Source organism: Ruegeria sp. YTSB088 (genome assembly GCF_059609825.1).
The window spans coordinates 304,593-319,637 of record NZ_JBXWMM010000006.1; the positions used below are offsets into that span (position 1 = coordinate 304,593).

Consider the following 15,045-nt stretch of genomic DNA (forward strand, 5'->3'; position numbering starts at 1 on the left):
ATGTTTTCAATCTGGTGAAAATTGAATATGAACGAACAGAAGTTTAAGGCCCTGCCCCTTTGCCAGTTCACCTGCTCTTTTGTGATCCCTCTCAAGCCTTGGTGCGATATGTCGCGAAATCGCCGATATGCTGTTGCCAAATCGCAATGTTTGGAACATTTGCGGAAGAGCATTTCCTCCTTTGGCAAGCGTGGCTGGGAAATATACAGTAACGCTTGCAAACGCGCGGATTTCGAACCGGGATCAAGAAGACGGGCAACACTATGAGCCTTAGCAAAACCAACTCCAAACCGGACCGCGCGCCGCGTATCCTGTTTTACAGCCACGACACGTTCGGGCTGGGCCATCTTCGCCGGTCGCGGGCTTTGGCGGCTGCGATCACGCAGGCGGATCAAAGCGCGTCGGCACTGATCCTGACCGGCTCGCCTGTGGCCGGTCGGTTTACGTTTCCCCGCCGCGTCGATCACGTGCGCCTGCCCGGTGTGACCAAACGTGCTGACGGATCCTATGCTGCGCGCACAATCGGGATGGGCATCGAAGAAGTGACCGAATTGCGGTCGGGTCTGATTCAAACCGCAGTTCAGCAATTCGACCCCGATATTCTGATCGTCGACAAGGAACCGACAGGGTTTCGGGGGGAATTGCTTCCGACCCTGAAATACCTGCAACACAACTGCGGAACGAAACTGGTGCTTGGGTTGCGCGATGTTCTGGATGAACCCGAAGTGTTGGCCGCTGAATGGGCGCGCAAGGAAGCCATTGATGCGACCGAGCGGTTTTATCACGAAATCTGGGTTTACGGCTTGCAGTCGATTTATGACCCGACACAGGGGCTGCCCCTGAGCGCGGCAGTTCAATCCCGCATTCACTGGACGGGGTATCTGCGCCGCGATCTTGGCCCAGTCGGCGGACCACCGGAACAACCCTATATCCTGATCACGCCCGGCGGTGGCGGCGATGGCAAGGCGATGGTCAACCTCGTTCTGTCTGCATACGAAAAAGATCCTGATCTGTCGCCGCGCGCGGTTCTGGTCTACGGTCCCTTCCTGTCTGGCGAGTTGCGAGAGGATTTCGAAACGCGCGTCGCGGCTCTGAACGGTCGTGTTACTGCTGTTGGCTTCGAATCCCAGATCGAAACACTTTTTGCAGGCGCCAAAGGCGTCGTCTGCATGGGTGGCTACAACACGTTCTGCGAGGTTCTGTCCTTCGACAAACGCGCGGTCATCGTCCCGCGCACCACGCCCCGGCTGGAACAGTGGATTCGGGCTTCGCGTGCAGAAGGGTTGGGCCTCGTTCGGATGCTGGATGAAAACCGGGATGGCCTGACACCGGATTCGATGATCCGTGCCATTCGGGAACTGCCGTATCAATCCCTGCCGTCCCAAACCATCCAGAGCGGATTGCTGGACGGGCTGGACTATGTCACGGACCGCATCGAGAGCATGCTGACCTGGGAACAGGAACGAGCCACCGGATGACCTCAGATTCCCCTACTCTGGCGGTTGTGGTCAAAGGCTGGCCACGACTGTCTGAAACGTTCATCGCGCAGGAACTTGTCGCCTTGCAGGATGTCGGACATCATTTTGACATCTGGTCTTTGCGGCACCCGACCGACACGAAACGCCACCCTCTGCATGACCGTTTCACAGGGCAGGTCCGATACCTGCCCGAGTATCTTCATGACGAACCCAAACGGGTCTGGGCGGCACGGACCCTGGCCCAAACGCTTCCCGGTTACGACAGGGCCTATCGGATCTGGCGTCAGGACTTGAAGCGCGACCCGACACCCAATCGCATCCGCCGGTTTGGGCAAGCCTGTGTTCTGGCCGCTGAATTGCCTACCCAGACGCAAGGGTTGTACGCTCATTTCATGCACACGCCGTCGTCCGTTACCCGTTACGCCGCCATCATGCGCGAATTGCCGTGGAGTTTTTCGGCTCATGCCAAGGATATCTGGACGTCGCCGGATTGGGAAAAACGTGAAAAGCTGAAAGCCGCATCCTACGGGGCCACGTTTGGCGCCACCTGTACAGCCATCGGAGCGGATCATCTGCGCAGCCTGGCCGATGACCCCAAGCGCGTGGATCTGATCTATCACGGGCTGGACCTGTCTCGCTTTCCTGAACCGCCAACGCGAAGGCTGCGTGCTGCGGGCGGTCCTTTTCACATGATTTCCGTCGGGCGTCTTGTCGAGAAAAAAGGCTTCGATCGTCTGGTCGCGGCTTTTGCATTGCTGCCCGATGACCTGGATTGGCACTGGACCCATATCGGTGGTGGCGCATTGGGTGATGCTTTGCGGGCGATGGCGAACACAGCCGGCATCGCGAACCGGATCACCTGGAAAGGGGCCTGCGACCAGCCGGAGGTCATCGAAGCGATGCGTGATGCCGACCTGTTCGTTCTGCCCAGCCGCATCGCGAAGGACGGAGACCGCGACGGGTTGCCGAATGTGTTGATGGAGGCCGCGTCTCAGCTGTTGCCAATCCTGTCGACTCCGGTCTCGGCGATCCCCGAGTTTATTGAAACCGGAACGCATGGGGTTTTGTCCGATGACGACCCATCGGCGCTGGCAGAAGCCATTGAAGGTTTGGCAACCGATCCGCAGCAGGCCGCAAGGATGGCCCGTGCAGCCTATGATCGCCTGCAAGCCGAGTTTCGGATGGCCCCCGGCATCGCACGGCTGTCTGAACGCCTCAATTCCATGTGCATGGAAAACGCGTAATGGCGCGGGTCGCGGTTTATGCCCCGATGAAATCTCCTGACAGCCCGAAACCTTCGGGCGACCGTGAAATGGCCAGGAACCTGATGCTGGCGCTGACCACAGAGGGTGATACGGTCGATCTGGCGACCGACTTGCGCATTTATGACAAAAGCGGCGACGAAGACTTGCAACATGCCCTGAGACGCGCGGCAGAGGATGAAGCGAAACGACTTATCTCTGACATGCCTTCAGATACTAGTCTTTGGGTGACCTACCACAATTATTACAAGGCACCTGACCTGCTGGGCCCTCGGGTTTGCAAGGCGCACGGCATTCCCTATGTGCAACTGGAAAGCACCCGCGCATCCAGCCGGTTAAGCGGGCCGTGGGCTGAATTTGCCGAGGCGGCGCATCAGGCCTGCGATGCAGCGGATGTGATCTTTTATCACACGGCAAACGACCTGATCACTTTGGAGCGGGATCGTTTTGGCGATCAGGCTTTGGTCGAATTGCCTCCGTTCCTGCCAATGGCCGAATTGCCCCCCGCCGCCATCGGCGGTGAACCCATGCTGACCGTCGGCATGATGCGGTACGGGGACAAGCTGGCGTCCTATCAGATATTGTCCGAGGCCCTGGCGCATTTGACAGGAGACTGGCACCTCAATATCGCGGGAGACGGCCCGGCGCGCAGGCAGGTTGAGACCCTGATGGCACCATTCGGACATCGGGTGAGTTTTCTGGGTCAGCTTGACCGGGAAGAATTGCAACGCGTCTATCAACAGTCGTCTCTGCTTGCCTGGCCCGGAGTAAATGAGGCTTACGGGATGATTTACCTTGAGGCGCAGGCCGCGGGATTGCCTGTCGTCGCTCAGGATCGGCCCGGCGTACGCGATGTTCTGTCCCCCGCGGCCTATCCGTCTGTCGAAAGTGGTGCCAAGGGATTTGCGGATGGCATGCAAGCTCTTCTTTCGGATTCCATGCTGCGCCACTCTCTCGCCGCTGCAGCACGCGACTACGTGGCAGAGCGCCACCTGATGCCACAGGCGACCGAGCGCTTGTGGGCAACCCTCCGACCTCTGCTGAAGGACGTATCATGACCCGGCTTGCACTGCTCCGCCATGGGCACACCCATTGGAACCGCGCGGGACGGATCCAGGGGCGCAGCGACATACCGCTGGACGATGACGCCCGAGCCGAACTGACAGGCTATGGATTGCCGCAGGACTGGGCCAAAGCTGACATCTGGTCCAGCCCCCTGCACCGCGCCAGTGAGACGGCGCAAATCGTGACTGGTCGCGACCCGAATACCTCGGACGCGTTGACCGAGATGAACTGGGGCGATTGGGAAGGTCTGCGCGGGGTTGACCTGATCGCGGACACATCCAGCGGGTATCGTCATATCGAGAGTTGGAGCTGGGATTTCCGCCCACCAAACGGGGAAAGCCCGGCCGAGGTTCGCGACAGGCTTCACTCGTGGCTGTCCGAGTTGCAGCGGGATACCGTCGCGGTCTGCCATATCGGAATCATGCGGGTCATTCTGGCTCAGGCTTGGGGGTGGAATTTTGAAGGCCCTGCCCCCTTTAAGATCAAACGCAATCGGCTGTATATCGTCGACATGAATACCATGACCGCCGACGCCGACCCCGTTCGCCTGATCAAACGCGAGGCCCCGCAATGAAGGTGATGATCATCGTCACGCACCTGTTGGGCACCGGGCATCTCAGCCGGGCGCTGACATTGGGGCGGGCATTTCGGGATGATGGCCAAAACGTCATGGTCGTGACGGGTGGCATGCCCGCGCCGCAATTGGATAGCACCGGCATGACCCTGTTCGGCTTGCCGCCTCTCAGGTCAGAAGGAACCAACTTCACCCGTTTGCTGACCGAAAGCGGTGAAGAGGCTGACGCGGCCTATTACGCCGCGCGTGAGTCAGCCTTGGTGCAGGCGGTGAAAAGCTTCCAGCCGCATATCCTGATCACCGAGCTTTACCCCTTTGGCCGCCGATCACTCTCGGCCGAGTTCGATGCGGCCCTGAATGCGGCGAGCGCCTTGCCTGAGCGTCCCGTCATTCTCGGGTCGATCCGAGACATTCTGGCTCCGCCCTCCAAACCCGCCAAGGTGGAGCGCGCGGATGAAATCGTGTCTCGGTATTATGACGGCATTCTGGTTCATTCGACAGAAAGCGTTGCGCCCCTGTCGGTCAGTTGGCCGGTGTCGGACCGACTGGCCAAGCGACTTCACTACACTGGCTTTGTGGCGCCGGCGTTGCCCCAACCTCACCCCGACGCGGCGGGTCAGAATGAAATCCTGGTCAGCACTGGCGGCGGATCTGTTGGGCAACCGATCTTTCGCGCGGCCATCGAGGCCGCCCGAAAGATGCCCAACAGGCGCTGGCGCCTGCTGGTCGGTGGAACGGATGCACGGGCGCGGATCGCTGAATTGTCCCGGCTGGCTGCAGGTGCTTCAGTTGTTCTGGAACCTGTGCGGCCGGATTTTCGCCAGATGCTGCCCCTTGCAGCGGCGTCGGTCAGCATGTGCGGCTACAACACTGCCATGGATATCCTTCAAAGTGGTACCGCCGCCGTGTTTGTACCTTTCGACGACGGCGAAGAGGTAGAACAAGGGCTGCGCGGGCAGAGCCTGTCCGATCTTCCTGCAATCGAAGTTCTGGAAAGCAGAGCGTTGAGCGGGGCGACATTGGCTCAGGCGGTGGAGCGTGTCGTGGCCGACGGTCCTCGTGTACAACAGGATTTCGGTTTTGACGGAGCCATCCAATCCGTTCACATCGCCAAGCGCCTGCTGGAGCAGCGTACATGAACCCCGACTGGCGCCCACTTGATGTCGAGTTGAACCATTGGCGTGCCGAAAGCTTGCCCTTGCCTCTGTGGTGGCGCGATGATGATGCCATTGCGCCAACATCGCAATTGGACCGCCTTTCCGAGCTGGCTGAAAAACTGGGCCTGCCCGTGCATCTGGCCGTTATCCCACGTGACGCGACGCCTGCGCTGGCGGAATATGTTGCCGGGCGCGCATCTCTTATTCCGGTCGTACACGGGTGGGCACATACAAACCATGCGCCCAGCGGTGAGAAGAACGCCGAGTTTCGGCTCGACCGTCCGCTGGAGGTGATAGTGACGGATGCGCAGGCCGGGATGGCGCGTCTTGGGTCCCTGTTTGGTGACAATATGCGACAGATGTTCGTGCCCCCCTGGAATCGCATTGCGCCCGAGATGGCCAAACAGTTGCCAAAGCTGGGATACCGCATCCTGTCCACAGCAACGCCCCGCAAATCACGTCTGGCCGCACCGGGGCTTGAACAGATCAACACCCATCTTGATCCGATCGACTGGCGCGGGTCGCGTGGCTTGATCTCACCCGACGCCCTGATCGCACAGATTGTTGGATTTCTGCGAGACCGACGCGAAGGCCATTCAGACAACACCGAGCCCTTTGGTATATTGACCCATCATCTGGTTCATGATCAGGGCATCTGGGCCTTTACCGAGGCCCTGCTGAGCAAATTGCTGAGCGGGCCCGCCACAGCCTGGGTCGCGCCAAAGAACGAATGAGGACATCACCATGAGCCGATTGGATTCCATGCTGCGCCGACTGACGGCCCAACGCGACGGACTGAACTGGGCAGCCGAGCGGATCAGCGGTCAGCCGGGCGACGTGCTGGACATGGGGTTAGGCAATGGCCGCACCTATGACCACCTGCGTGAAATCCTGCCAGAGCGCCGAATCTGGGTGATGGACCGTGTCCTTCAATGCCATCCGAACAGCACCCCCCCTGCCGAGGATTTCCTGCAGGGTGAAGCCGAACCAATGCTGCACAGGCTGGCAGCCGGCGGGCATAGGATCGCGCTGGCGCATTACGACTTCGGACGCGGCATCAAGCACCAGGACGTAGCCGAAGCAGAGCGGCTCAGCCCGCTGATCGAGATAGTCATGCAGCCCGGAGGGTTGTTGATTTCAGGTCAACCCCTGGTCGGCTTTGCCCAGATCCAGGGGCCCAAGACAATCGCCCCGGACCGTTACCTGTTTTACACGGCCTGATTACGCCACGCGTCGACCACGCACCCAGACCGAACTCGGGACGGGTACATCCGCGCGCATCCGGAAGCGAATGACATCGGCGCGGGCGTCGGCGCGCAGTTCACCCCGTTCCTCCAACCCTGCCGCCTGAGCCGGGGCCAGCGTTACCGTCTTCATCCCGCGTGCCATGTCGCCCCAGATCTCGCCCAGCCTAACCGCCGACAACAACAAGGCCGACGGCACATAATCCGAAGACAGGATGTCCAGATACCCAAGCCGGGCCAGCTCGCAGGCCGCAACATTGCCAGAATGCGATCCCCCACGGATTATGTTCGGCGCACCCATCATGATCTGAATGTCGTTTTCGTGGCAGGCGCGTGCCGCTTCGACGGTCGTGGGGAACTCGGCCAGACGGATGCCGTGACCTGCGGACACCTTCACCTGATCTTCCGTCGTGTCGTCATGGCTGGCCAATACTGCTCCGAAACGGCAGGCGGCCTTGACAGCTTCGACCTCGTGCAGATCGCCATTGCGATTTCGAAGCCCTTTCAGTTGCGTCACATGCTGAAAGTACATGTCGTCGTCCATGGCATATTTGGCTTTCAGATAGGTTTCCAGCTTGTTCATATCTCGAAACTGACGCTGTCCGGGTGTGTGATCCATTATGGACACAATGCCAACCCTGTCTTCTGGTCCAAATTCGTTCAGCTCTTCAACCAGAGTTTCCGAACACACCTCGGCCCGCAAGTGCAGAAAGTGGCTTATCTTAAGCGCATCCTGTTCGCGCAGATCCCACAACTCCTGCGACAGGCCGCGGGCGTATTTCCCGTACCGCCGCGCGCCCGACGGGATCGATCCAACCCGCATGGCGTCAAACACTGTCGTGATCCCGGTGCTGGCCAATTCCGCATCGTGCGCAAGAATTGCAGCGGCATGGGGCCAGTTCACCTGTGGACGCGGTTGAATGTGACGCTCAAGGTTGTCCGTGTGCAACTCGACAAGCCCGGGGCTGACATAATCGCCTTCGCAATCGATGGCGCCTGCAGGAACCCTGTTTCCAGTGTCGATTTCAGCGATGGTCTCACCCACAATCCGGACACTTCCGGTTACGGTTTCATGCGGCAATACAAGCGTGGCATTGGCAAGGATCAAGTCTTCTGTCATCTGAACTTCACGCATTTTGAGGTCGAGGCAGGCCACGCAAAAGGAGGCCGATATGACATTCACGCGATACGCGATCTATTTTGCGCCACCGGCGGGCGCGGAGTGGACGAAATTTGCAACCAGCTGGTTGGGTTGGGACATGGAAGCGGGAAAGCAGGTTGCGCATCCTATTGTTGAAGGCATCGATGTTGCCGCTGTCACGGAAGTACCGCGCAAGTACGGGCTGCACGCGACCCTGAAACCGCCCTTCAGACTGCGCAACGACAAAACGTTCGAAGCCCTGTACGAGGCTTGCGGTTCGCTCTCCTCCCGCCAACCACCTGTGTCGCTGGATGGCCTTGAGATCGCCCGGTTTGGGCGCTTTCTCGCACTGCGTCCGCTGGGTGAGACCCAGACGCTGAATGCGCTTGCTGCTGCCTGTGTTCGGGAACTGGACAAATTTCGTGCGCCCACCTCCGAGGCCGAATTGACCCGCCGTCGCGCCGCCGGGTTGACCCCAGAGCAAGGCGCCAACCTTGTTCAGTGGGGCTATCCTTTCGTACTGGACGCGTTCCGCTTTCACATCACGCTGAGCGGCAAGCTGGACAAACCAACCCTGAGAGCAACTCAGGACGTGTTGCAAACCCATCTGGCCGCATTGCTGCCGCGGCCCTTCCAGATCACGGATCTGGCCCTGACGGGCGAGGTTGAGGACGGGCGGTTTCACCTGATCCATCGCTATGCGCTCTCCGGTTGAAGGTGCGACAGGATTTCGGCAACCGTATCTTCCATCGCACCGGAGTTGTCGATGTCCATGACCCGGTTCAGACCGTTGGGCAAAGACGTTTGGGCCCGATCTAGGCGCCGCGTCTGTTCTGCCTTGCCTTCCCGCCCCCGTGCGGACAGGCGTTTGGCCAGAACCTCGGCCTCCGCTGTCAGGGAAATCACGATCAGATCACCGAACACCTCCTGCGCCTGAATCAACACCGTTCGTGACAGGTTGACCAGAACGGCCTCGGCTACCTGCCGCTGCTGTGTGATAGTCTTCGGCACGCCGTAATACAGCCCATGCGCACGCCAGTTCAAAGCAAAAGCACCATCCCATTCCATCCGCTGAAATGTCTCGACCGAGACCCGGTCGAAGTCTTCGTCCTCTTCGCCCTCGAGGCGGGTAATCACCCGCCGCACACGCTGAAACCCCGACGCTCGTGCCACCAACGCATTCATTACGCTGTCTTTTCCGACACCCGAAGGACCGACGACAGCTATGACGGGGGCAAGCGTCATGCCGCTATCCCCGGCGTGAATTCCGAGACATCGGCCTCTCGGTCACAAACCCGCTCACGTGCGTCGAAATCCTGAAAAATCCCGACAATCGTCATACCCTTGTTCTTTGCCTCTTCGATCAGGAACAAAACGGTTTCGCGGTTCTGCGCATCCAGACTCGCCGTTGGTTCATCCAACAGCATCGCCGGATACTCGTGCGCAAAGCCTCGTGCAATGCGCATCCGCTGCCTTTCGCCGCCCGAGAAGGTCGTCGCGCTGAGGATCCACAGGCGTTCGGGAATATTCAGCCGTTTCAACAACCCGGATACTTTGCCCAGTGCAACTTGTCTGTCACAGCCAGCGGTCAGCAGGGGTTCTGCCACATCGTCCAGCAACGGCACCCGAGGCACGACCCGCAGGAACTGGCTGACATAGTCCAACGTGTCACGACGCAGAGAAAGGGTCTGGCGCAGCTTTGCCTCGGGGATGCGATGGCGGGTCTGGATGACGGTTGCCTTTTCCGTTTCTTCGGTGGCGGCGGCCCCCGCCGTGTTCTCAAAGAACTTGCGGATGGATACGGCGTTGGTCCTGCCGTCTGCGCCCTGATCGATCACCTTGAGCGTATCCTCGGGCGTCAGTGTCGCGGCTGAAACCTGTACGCCCCCGGCACCCCAGCCATAGGGCATCGGCATCTCGCGACTGGCAAACGGTACCTGACACCCCGGCATGGCCAGGCCTTTGAGGATCGCCCGCCGGATCATCCGCTTGGTTTGTTCGACCAGATAGGCAAAATTGTATGCGCTCATAAGCAGCCTCTTTCGATGAGGGCATGTTCCAACGCGTGCGGCGAGGTGAAGTGGATCCCATCCATGCCAACCGCACGCGCTCCTTCGACATTGTGCAGCCCGTCATCGATGAAAATGCAGTTCTCAGGTGAAAGCCCGGCCCGCTTGCACAACAAATGGAAAATCTCTGGCCGGGGCTTCAACAGCTTCTCCTGCCCCGACACGACGGTAACGCCAAACACGTCGCCCAATTCGGGGTGTGCCCCAACGCCGACAGGCCAGGTTTCCGCTGACCAATTGGTGATCGCGTGAACCGGCAGGCCTTTCTCTTTCAGGCGGTAAAGCAGACGCCAGCTTCCCTTGATCTTGTGTGGAACGGTTCTGGCATAACGCTCAACATAAACACTGAGGCGCTGCCGATCTTCCGCATTCTCCAGTTCAGCGGCCAGATCAGCGAACATCTCGCCCCCGTCGGCCCGCAGGTTGCGTTCGGGGAAATCGATGCGCGTCAGGAACTCTGCCACCGCCTCGCGGCTACCCATCTCGTCCAGCCATGCCAAATGCGGGTCCCATTTGACCAGCACGTTTCCGATATCAAAAACGACGGTTTTCATTCTAGGGCCTCCTTCGAGGTGCGCTCTTCGGCCTTCCGGCGCAGTTTGTGGACCAGTTCCAGCTCGGATTGGAAATCGACGTAATGCTGTAGCTTGGTTTGTTCTTGGAATACACCAAACGTGGCAATGTTGCGCGGTAAGCGCGGACGAGGAAGATCGCCTCGGTCAGATCGCCACGTGCCTGTTTGATCTCCAGCACAGCAAGGTTGGGATCGTACAAGGACCCTTCTACCATCGCCCGATTCACCGCAAGGCTCAACTGTTCACGGATCTGTGCCAGGCTCAGTTCCGCCAGATCCGTCGCGCCACGGCGTTCTTCGGACAACCACGCATGGGCATTCTCGATGGTTTCTTCACACCCTTTTACAGCAACATACATGGCTTAACCCTCCGACCTGATCTGCGTGCTACGCGGCAGCGCCGCGACCGCCTCACCGCAGGTTAAAAAGAAATCACACCCCAACGGATAGAGCAGCGCATTACCCTGAAGCGTCGCAGCATCCGGCAGAGAAAGCTGCGCAGTGTCCCGAATCCCCGGGCCGCTCAGAACCGCACCGTTCTGCTCCAGCCGCTTGCATTCCACAATAAGCGTTGCGGAATGATCCGGATACTCCAGCGTTCCGATACGGTAGGCACCGAGCGGCCCCAATACATCCCACGTGCCAAGGGCAAAATCAGCCTTTTCCGCCGCCACCATCCGTGCACCCGTGTGAAAGGTCAGCCATTCGCGCACCGCGTCAGTGTCGGCTTCGCCCGCCAGATGAACGTTTGTCTCAGTGTCGCAAAGCGTCAGGATCAGCGTGCCAGCCGCGACGGACAAGGGCGCAGGTGGTTCACAGCCAGCCAGAGCGCGGATTGCATGTGCCACATCGACAGGAGCGTTTCGAGAGCCCCTTGAGAACCGCATTTGAACAGACATCAGTCTTCCGCCCCCGAACCTGCGTGAAAAACTCAACCTTGGTCGCCGCTGCCTCTGCGGCGCGCGCGGTTTTGTACGCCTGCATTTGCTGTCGCAACGGGTCGCGCAACCGTGCCTGCAAGTCTCCAGCAGTTGCTGTCTGCATCGTCGCATCAATCAACGCCGCAGCTTCTGCCTTGGATTTCGACCTGCCCTGAACATATCCGTGATCGACCGTACCATCCAGCAACACGACCGAGCAGCGCGTAACGGTCATTTCACCCAGGCTGAACAGAGCGCCGGAACCTCCGATGCGGCCACGCACCATGACACCCCCCACCTCGGGTCCGCGCAGCCATTCGAAACTCGGGCAGTCCTGAATGCCGCCCCATAATGTCATCAGGGTGGCGTCTGGCGCGCGCGCCAGCAGGCCCATCCATTCCTTCCGTGCCTTGATCTCGATTTCCGTCTGGTTTGTCATCAAAGCCTCTTGGCCAGAGTGTCTACCAAAAACACACAACTAGACAAATTTTGACCACCAGGTTGCCGAAACGCAATCTGGGACGGTAATCCCCCCGAAAATTAGGGGTGTCTGAAAGTAGAATTTTCTCGAATGATGAAAGAGGAGATTCTGATGAAGAAATTGCAGTTCGGCGACGCGCAGATGCGGATTTTACGCGTCTCTTTCCGGATACGCCCGGGTGCTGTCCACAATGTCAAGGCGATCCGGAAAACCGATAGCGCGATGGATTTCGTCCATTGGGAAAAGCTTGAACCTGGCCGCATGCGGCGAAGAACGATTGAGCGCCCCGCGCAGGACGTTCGAGACCACGACAACTCGCGCCCGCAATCCTTGCCAACCGGCTGCTACAGGTGCCGTTCAACGGATGCGTTGTACCGCGGTGAAAGTTTTGTGCCGACACAGCGTTCGCGGGGGCTATCCATCCCACCGCCCCACGGGTATACGCATCCGCGACTCTTCAGCTGATACGAGGCCACCATGAGCTTTGACCGTACCATCAAGATCGCGCCGTCTATCCTGTCCGCCGACTTCGCCAATTTCGGACAGGAAATTCAGGCCATCGAAGCACAGGGCGCAGACTGGGTTCATGTGGACGTGATGGACGGCCATTTCGTTCCAAACCTGACCTTTGGCCCTCCAGCCGTGAAAGCTTTTCGCCCGCATGTGAAGACCGTCATGGATGTGCACCTGATGATCACGCCGGTTGATCCCTACATCCAGGCCTATGCCGATGCTGGCGCCGACATCCTGACCGCCCATGTCGAGGCTGGCCCCCACACCCATCGCACCTTGCAAGCTATTCGCGCCGCAGGAATGAAAGCTGGCGTTGCCCTGAACCCCGGCACCCCCGCCGACGCGGTCGAGCATCTGCTGGACCTCACAGATCTGGTTTGCGTCATGACAGTGAACCCGGGCTTTGGCGGCCAGAAGTTCATCGACATGACCGACAAAGTCCGCAAGCTGCGTCAAATGATCGGAGACCGCCCGATCCATATCGAGATCGATGGCGGGGTCGACCCACTGACCGCCCCTCTGGTTGCCGCGGCAGGTGCTGATGTTCTGGTGGCAGGGTCAGCGGTGTTCAAGGGTGGGTCGGTGACCAATCCCGAAGTCTATGGTGAGAATATTAATGCGGTACGGGCTGCGGCTGAGTCTGCTCAGCAGTGAAGCTTGTAGGCCAATACGCGCAAGCCTATCCGGTCTGAACAAACAAGCGTACATAGCCAATCACGTTCGAAACCGACAAGGAGGGAACACCCTACTCTGGTGTTCCAGGTGAGAGCTCAAGCGACTTGCACCAATGTGAGAGGTTTGGCCAAGAAGGAACAGTATACTGTCGCAATGGCGGCTTTGAGCCCGAAGGAGCCGTTTAGAGCTGAGTCGATTGCGGGACGAAACGTCTAACCAAACCACCGAAATTCAGTCACGATATAGGAAGATTACAGCTACGAAGTTCGGTCATTGTAGATGAAAAGTTAGCGTTTTCAGAAGACAATTGCAGTCCAAAGTGAGTAGTCCGAACAGTATCGACCGGGAACTTTCCTGTCTTAGACGAACTTGCGTCCACTCGAAAAACGGAGTTGCCCAACGCTGACGTTTTGGATGAAATCTCGAACTCTTCGCCATCAGCGTTTCGATATGTATAGGTGCATTTTCCTGCAACACCGAAACAACTGTGAGGCTCAAAGCTCTCCCATTTATTCCCGGCCCAAACTCTACGCGTCATCAGCCCACTTTCGTTATAGTCAGTGGTGCTTATTCTTTCGCGCGAACCGACTTTATTGCGAGTAACGACCCTAAAAGCGCCATTCCGCTTACCAACGAAAGTGCTCACCCATTCGTTTCCATTAGAGTATTTCTCAGTCCAACTACATCCCTTGGGCATCTCCCAGAATCGTATTTCACCTGCTCTGATGCTTGTCACCGTAGCGAAAAGTGCAAACATTGCAGTCAAGGTCGTGACTACAATGGGGGCAACCTTCACGATTGAATTCATTTGTTTCATCCCTATTTGCGGACTCATCTCTCAGACAGCACGGCAATCATGCCGGCACATGCAACGCAGTGCAACGAAAGCAGTCTTAGCCAGTTGCCGCTTCGTCCCGCTAAGCGGTAGATCAAAAAAGGCCGCCCCGATTTGGGGCGGCCTTCTTTGTTTCAACGATGTGCCGGGCTGAAGCCCGGCCTACCGATTATTCTACGATCTTCGACACAACGCCGGCGCCGACCGTGCGGCCGCCTTCGCGGATGGCGAAGCGCAGGCCCTGCTCCATCGCGATCGGTGCGATCAGCTCAACCTCGAACGACACGTTGTCGCCAGGCATAACCATCTCGGTGCCAGCCGCCAGGGTCACGGTGCCGGTCACGTCAGTTGTACGGAAGTAGAACTGAGGACGGTAGTTCGCGAAGAACGGAGTGTGACGACCGCCTTCTTCCTTGGTCAGGATATAGGCTTCGGCTTCGAACTTGGTGTGCGGTGTAACCGAACCCGGCTTACACAGAACCTGGCCACGCTCAACACCGTCACGGTCGATGCCGCGCAGCAGGGCGCCGATGTTGTCGCCCGCTTCACCGCGATCCAGCAGCTTGCGGAACATTTCAACACCAGTACAGGTGGTTTTCTGAGTGTCGCGGATGCCGACGATTTCGATCTCGTCGCCAACGTTGATCACGCCACGCTCGACACGACCGGTCACAACGGTACCACGACCCGAGATCGAGAACACGTCTTCGACCGGCATCAGGAACGGCTGGTCAACAGCGCGCTCAGGTGTCGGGATGTACTCGTCCACGGCAGCCATCAGCTTGCGGATCGATTCTTCGCCGATTTCCGGCTTGTTGCCTTCCATCGCGGCCAGAGCCGAACCTGCGATGACAGGAATGTCGTCGCCGGGGTAGTCATACGAAGACAGCAGCTCGCGGATTTCCATTTCCACCAGTTCCAGCAGTTCTTCGTCGTCAACCTGATCCACTTTGTTCATGAACACGACCATCGTCGGGATGCCAACCTGGCGGCCCAGCAGGATGTGCTCGCGGGTCTGCGGCATCGGGCCGTCAGCAGCGTTCACAACCAGGATCGC

The 15,045-nt window shown here is 58.8% G+C and carries 17 protein-coding genes and 1 pseudogene; 10 read left to right on the forward strand and 8 right to left on the reverse strand.

What is annotated here, in order from left to right:
- The first annotated feature begins 263 nt into the window (after positions 1-263).
- Genes AC2FFA_RS12240 through AC2FFA_RS12270 form a run of 7 tightly spaced genes read left to right on the forward strand, consistent with a single transcriptional unit; the run spans position 264 to position 6,757 of the window.
- Positions 264-1,478 (forward strand): glycosyltransferase family protein, encoded by a 1,215-nt coding sequence (locus AC2FFA_RS12240; RefSeq protein WP_496851838.1) that lies wholly within the window; start codon positions 264-266, stop codon positions 1,476-1,478.
- Positions 1,475-2,722 carry a glycosyltransferase family 4 protein gene (locus tag AC2FFA_RS12245; protein ID WP_496851839.1) on the forward strand — a complete coding sequence of 416 codons (1,248 nt, stop codon included), beginning with the start codon at positions 1,475-1,477 and terminating at the stop codon, positions 2,720-2,722. Before AC2FFA_RS12240 ends, AC2FFA_RS12245 begins: the two co-directional genes overlap by 4 nt.
- Positions 2,722-3,798 (forward strand): glycosyltransferase family 4 protein, encoded by a 1,077-nt coding sequence (locus AC2FFA_RS12250; protein WP_496851840.1) that lies wholly within the window; start codon positions 2,722-2,724, stop codon positions 3,796-3,798. The genes AC2FFA_RS12245 and AC2FFA_RS12250 overlap by 1 nt, the downstream gene beginning before the upstream one ends.
- A complete protein-coding gene (locus AC2FFA_RS12255) occupies positions 3,795-4,379 on the forward strand; it encodes a histidine phosphatase family protein (protein WP_496851841.1) in 585 nt (194 codons plus the stop codon). Before AC2FFA_RS12250 ends, AC2FFA_RS12255 begins: the two co-directional genes overlap by 4 nt.
- Positions 4,376-5,518 carry a glycosyltransferase family protein gene (locus AC2FFA_RS12260; RefSeq protein ID WP_496851842.1) on the forward strand — a complete coding sequence of 381 codons (1,143 nt, stop codon included), beginning with the start codon at positions 4,376-4,378 and terminating at the stop codon, positions 5,516-5,518. Before AC2FFA_RS12255 ends, AC2FFA_RS12260 begins: the two co-directional genes overlap by 4 nt.
- Complete coding sequence (locus tag AC2FFA_RS12265; protein WP_496851843.1) at positions 5,515-6,270, forward strand: polysaccharide deacetylase family protein; 756 nt, start codon at positions 5,515-5,517, stop codon at positions 6,268-6,270. Before AC2FFA_RS12260 ends, AC2FFA_RS12265 begins: the two co-directional genes overlap by 4 nt.
- A 10-nt stretch (positions 6,271-6,280) precedes the next feature.
- Positions 6,281-6,757 carry a class I SAM-dependent methyltransferase gene (locus AC2FFA_RS12270; RefSeq protein ID WP_496851844.1) on the forward strand — a complete coding sequence of 159 codons (477 nt, stop codon included), beginning with the start codon at positions 6,281-6,283 and terminating at the stop codon, positions 6,755-6,757.
- Here AC2FFA_RS12270 and AC2FFA_RS12275 read toward each other — a convergent pair whose 3' ends face one another.
- A complete protein-coding gene (locus AC2FFA_RS12275; protein ID WP_496851845.1) occupies positions 6,758-7,900 on the reverse strand; it encodes an alpha-D-ribose 1-methylphosphonate 5-triphosphate diphosphatase in 1,143 nt (380 codons plus the stop codon).
- 52 nt (positions 7,901-7,952) lie between these two features.
- Between AC2FFA_RS12275 and AC2FFA_RS12280 the strand changes: the two genes are divergently transcribed.
- Positions 7,953-8,636 carry a DUF1045 domain-containing protein gene (locus AC2FFA_RS12280; RefSeq protein WP_496851846.1) on the forward strand — a complete coding sequence of 228 codons (684 nt, stop codon included), beginning with the start codon at positions 7,953-7,955 and terminating at the stop codon, positions 8,634-8,636.
- Here the strand turns inward: AC2FFA_RS12280 and AC2FFA_RS12285 are convergent.
- From AC2FFA_RS12285 to phnG, 6 genes and pseudogenes are all read right to left on the reverse strand, one after another.
- A complete protein-coding gene (locus AC2FFA_RS12285) occupies positions 8,618-9,166 on the reverse strand; it encodes a ribose 1,5-bisphosphate phosphokinase PhnN (RefSeq protein WP_496851847.1) in 549 nt (182 codons plus the stop codon). The two genes, AC2FFA_RS12280 and AC2FFA_RS12285, sit on opposite strands and share 19 nt — an antisense overlap.
- Positions 9,163-9,951: an alpha-D-ribose 1-methylphosphonate 5-phosphate C-P-lyase PhnJ gene (locus tag AC2FFA_RS12290; protein ID WP_496851848.1), complete on the reverse strand. Its 789-nt coding sequence runs from the start codon at positions 9,949-9,951 to the stop codon at positions 9,163-9,165. The genes AC2FFA_RS12285 and AC2FFA_RS12290 overlap by 4 nt, the downstream gene beginning before the upstream one ends.
- Positions 9,948-10,544 carry an HAD family hydrolase gene (locus tag AC2FFA_RS12295; protein WP_496676775.1) on the reverse strand — a complete coding sequence of 199 codons (597 nt, stop codon included), beginning with the start codon at positions 10,542-10,544 and terminating at the stop codon, positions 9,948-9,950. The genes AC2FFA_RS12290 and AC2FFA_RS12295 overlap by 4 nt, the downstream gene beginning before the upstream one ends.
- A 106-nt stretch (positions 10,545-10,650) precedes the next feature.
- Positions 10,651-10,923: pseudogene (locus AC2FFA_RS12300) on the reverse strand (carbon-phosphorus lyase complex subunit PhnI); the annotation flags it as partial.
- Positions 10,924-10,926: 3 nt separating this feature from the next.
- Entirely contained in the window at positions 10,927-11,412 is a 486-nt protein-coding gene (gene phnH, locus AC2FFA_RS12305; protein WP_496851849.1) for a phosphonate C-P lyase system protein PhnH, read from the reverse strand.
- Positions 11,378-11,923 (reverse strand): phosphonate C-P lyase system protein PhnG, encoded by a 546-nt coding sequence (gene phnG / locus AC2FFA_RS12310; RefSeq protein ID WP_496851850.1) that lies wholly within the window; start codon positions 11,921-11,923, stop codon positions 11,378-11,380. Before phnG ends, phnH begins: the two co-directional genes overlap by 35 nt.
- Before the next feature lie 153 nt (positions 11,924-12,076).
- Between phnG and AC2FFA_RS12315 the strand changes: the two genes are divergently transcribed.
- Both AC2FFA_RS12315 and rpe read left to right on the forward strand, forming a co-directional pair.
- Positions 12,077-12,430, forward strand: a complete 354-nt coding sequence (locus AC2FFA_RS12315; protein ID WP_496851851.1) for a hypothetical protein — start codon at positions 12,077-12,079, stop codon at positions 12,428-12,430.
- Between the two features lie 12 nt (positions 12,431-12,442).
- Positions 12,443-13,132: a ribulose-phosphate 3-epimerase gene (rpe, locus tag AC2FFA_RS12320; RefSeq protein ID WP_496851852.1), complete on the forward strand. Its 690-nt coding sequence runs from the start codon at positions 12,443-12,445 to the stop codon at positions 13,130-13,132.
- Between the two features lie 1,025 nt (positions 13,133-14,157).
- Here the strand turns inward: rpe and tuf are convergent.
- A partial coding sequence (tuf, locus tag AC2FFA_RS12325) for an elongation factor Tu (RefSeq protein WP_496851853.1) occupies positions 14,158-15,045 on the reverse strand: 888 nt, incomplete at its 5' end.

Coding starts and splice junctions, on each gene's coding strand:
- AC2FFA_RS12240 (WP_496851838.1), top strand. CDS start 264: ATGAGCCTTAGCAAAACCAACTCCAAACCGGACCGCGCGCCGCGTATC.
- AC2FFA_RS12245 (WP_496851839.1), top strand. CDS start 1,475: ATGACCTCAGATTCCCCTACTCTGGCGGTTGTGGTCAAAGGCTGGCCA.
- AC2FFA_RS12250 (WP_496851840.1), top strand. CDS start 2,722: ATGGCGCGGGTCGCGGTTTATGCCCCGATGAAATCTCCTGACAGCCCG.
- AC2FFA_RS12255 (WP_496851841.1), top strand. CDS start 3,795: ATGACCCGGCTTGCACTGCTCCGCCATGGGCACACCCATTGGAACCGC.
- AC2FFA_RS12260 (WP_496851842.1), top strand. CDS start 4,376: ATGAAGGTGATGATCATCGTCACGCACCTGTTGGGCACCGGGCATCTC.
- AC2FFA_RS12265 (WP_496851843.1), top strand. CDS start 5,515: ATGAACCCCGACTGGCGCCCACTTGATGTCGAGTTGAACCATTGGCGT.
- AC2FFA_RS12270 (WP_496851844.1), top strand. CDS start 6,281: ATGAGCCGATTGGATTCCATGCTGCGCCGACTGACGGCCCAACGCGAC.
- AC2FFA_RS12275 (WP_496851845.1), bottom strand. CDS start 7,900: ATGACAGAAGACTTGATCCTTGCCAATGCCACGCTTGTATTGCCGCAT.
- AC2FFA_RS12280 (WP_496851846.1), top strand. CDS start 7,953: ATGACATTCACGCGATACGCGATCTATTTTGCGCCACCGGCGGGCGCG.
- AC2FFA_RS12285 (WP_496851847.1), bottom strand. CDS start 9,166: ATGACGCTTGCCCCCGTCATAGCTGTCGTCGGTCCTTCGGGTGTCGGA.
- AC2FFA_RS12290 (WP_496851848.1), bottom strand. CDS start 9,951: ATGAGCGCATACAATTTTGCCTATCTGGTCGAACAAACCAAGCGGATG.
- AC2FFA_RS12295 (WP_496676775.1), bottom strand. CDS start 10,544: ATGAAAACCGTCGTTTTTGATATCGGAAACGTGCTGGTCAAATGGGAC.
- phnG (WP_496851850.1), bottom strand. CDS start 11,923: ATGACAAACCAGACGGAAATCGAGATCAAGGCACGGAAGGAATGGATG.
- AC2FFA_RS12315 (WP_496851851.1), top strand. CDS start 12,077: ATGAAGAAATTGCAGTTCGGCGACGCGCAGATGCGGATTTTACGCGTC.
- rpe (WP_496851852.1), top strand. CDS start 12,443: ATGAGCTTTGACCGTACCATCAAGATCGCGCCGTCTATCCTGTCCGCC.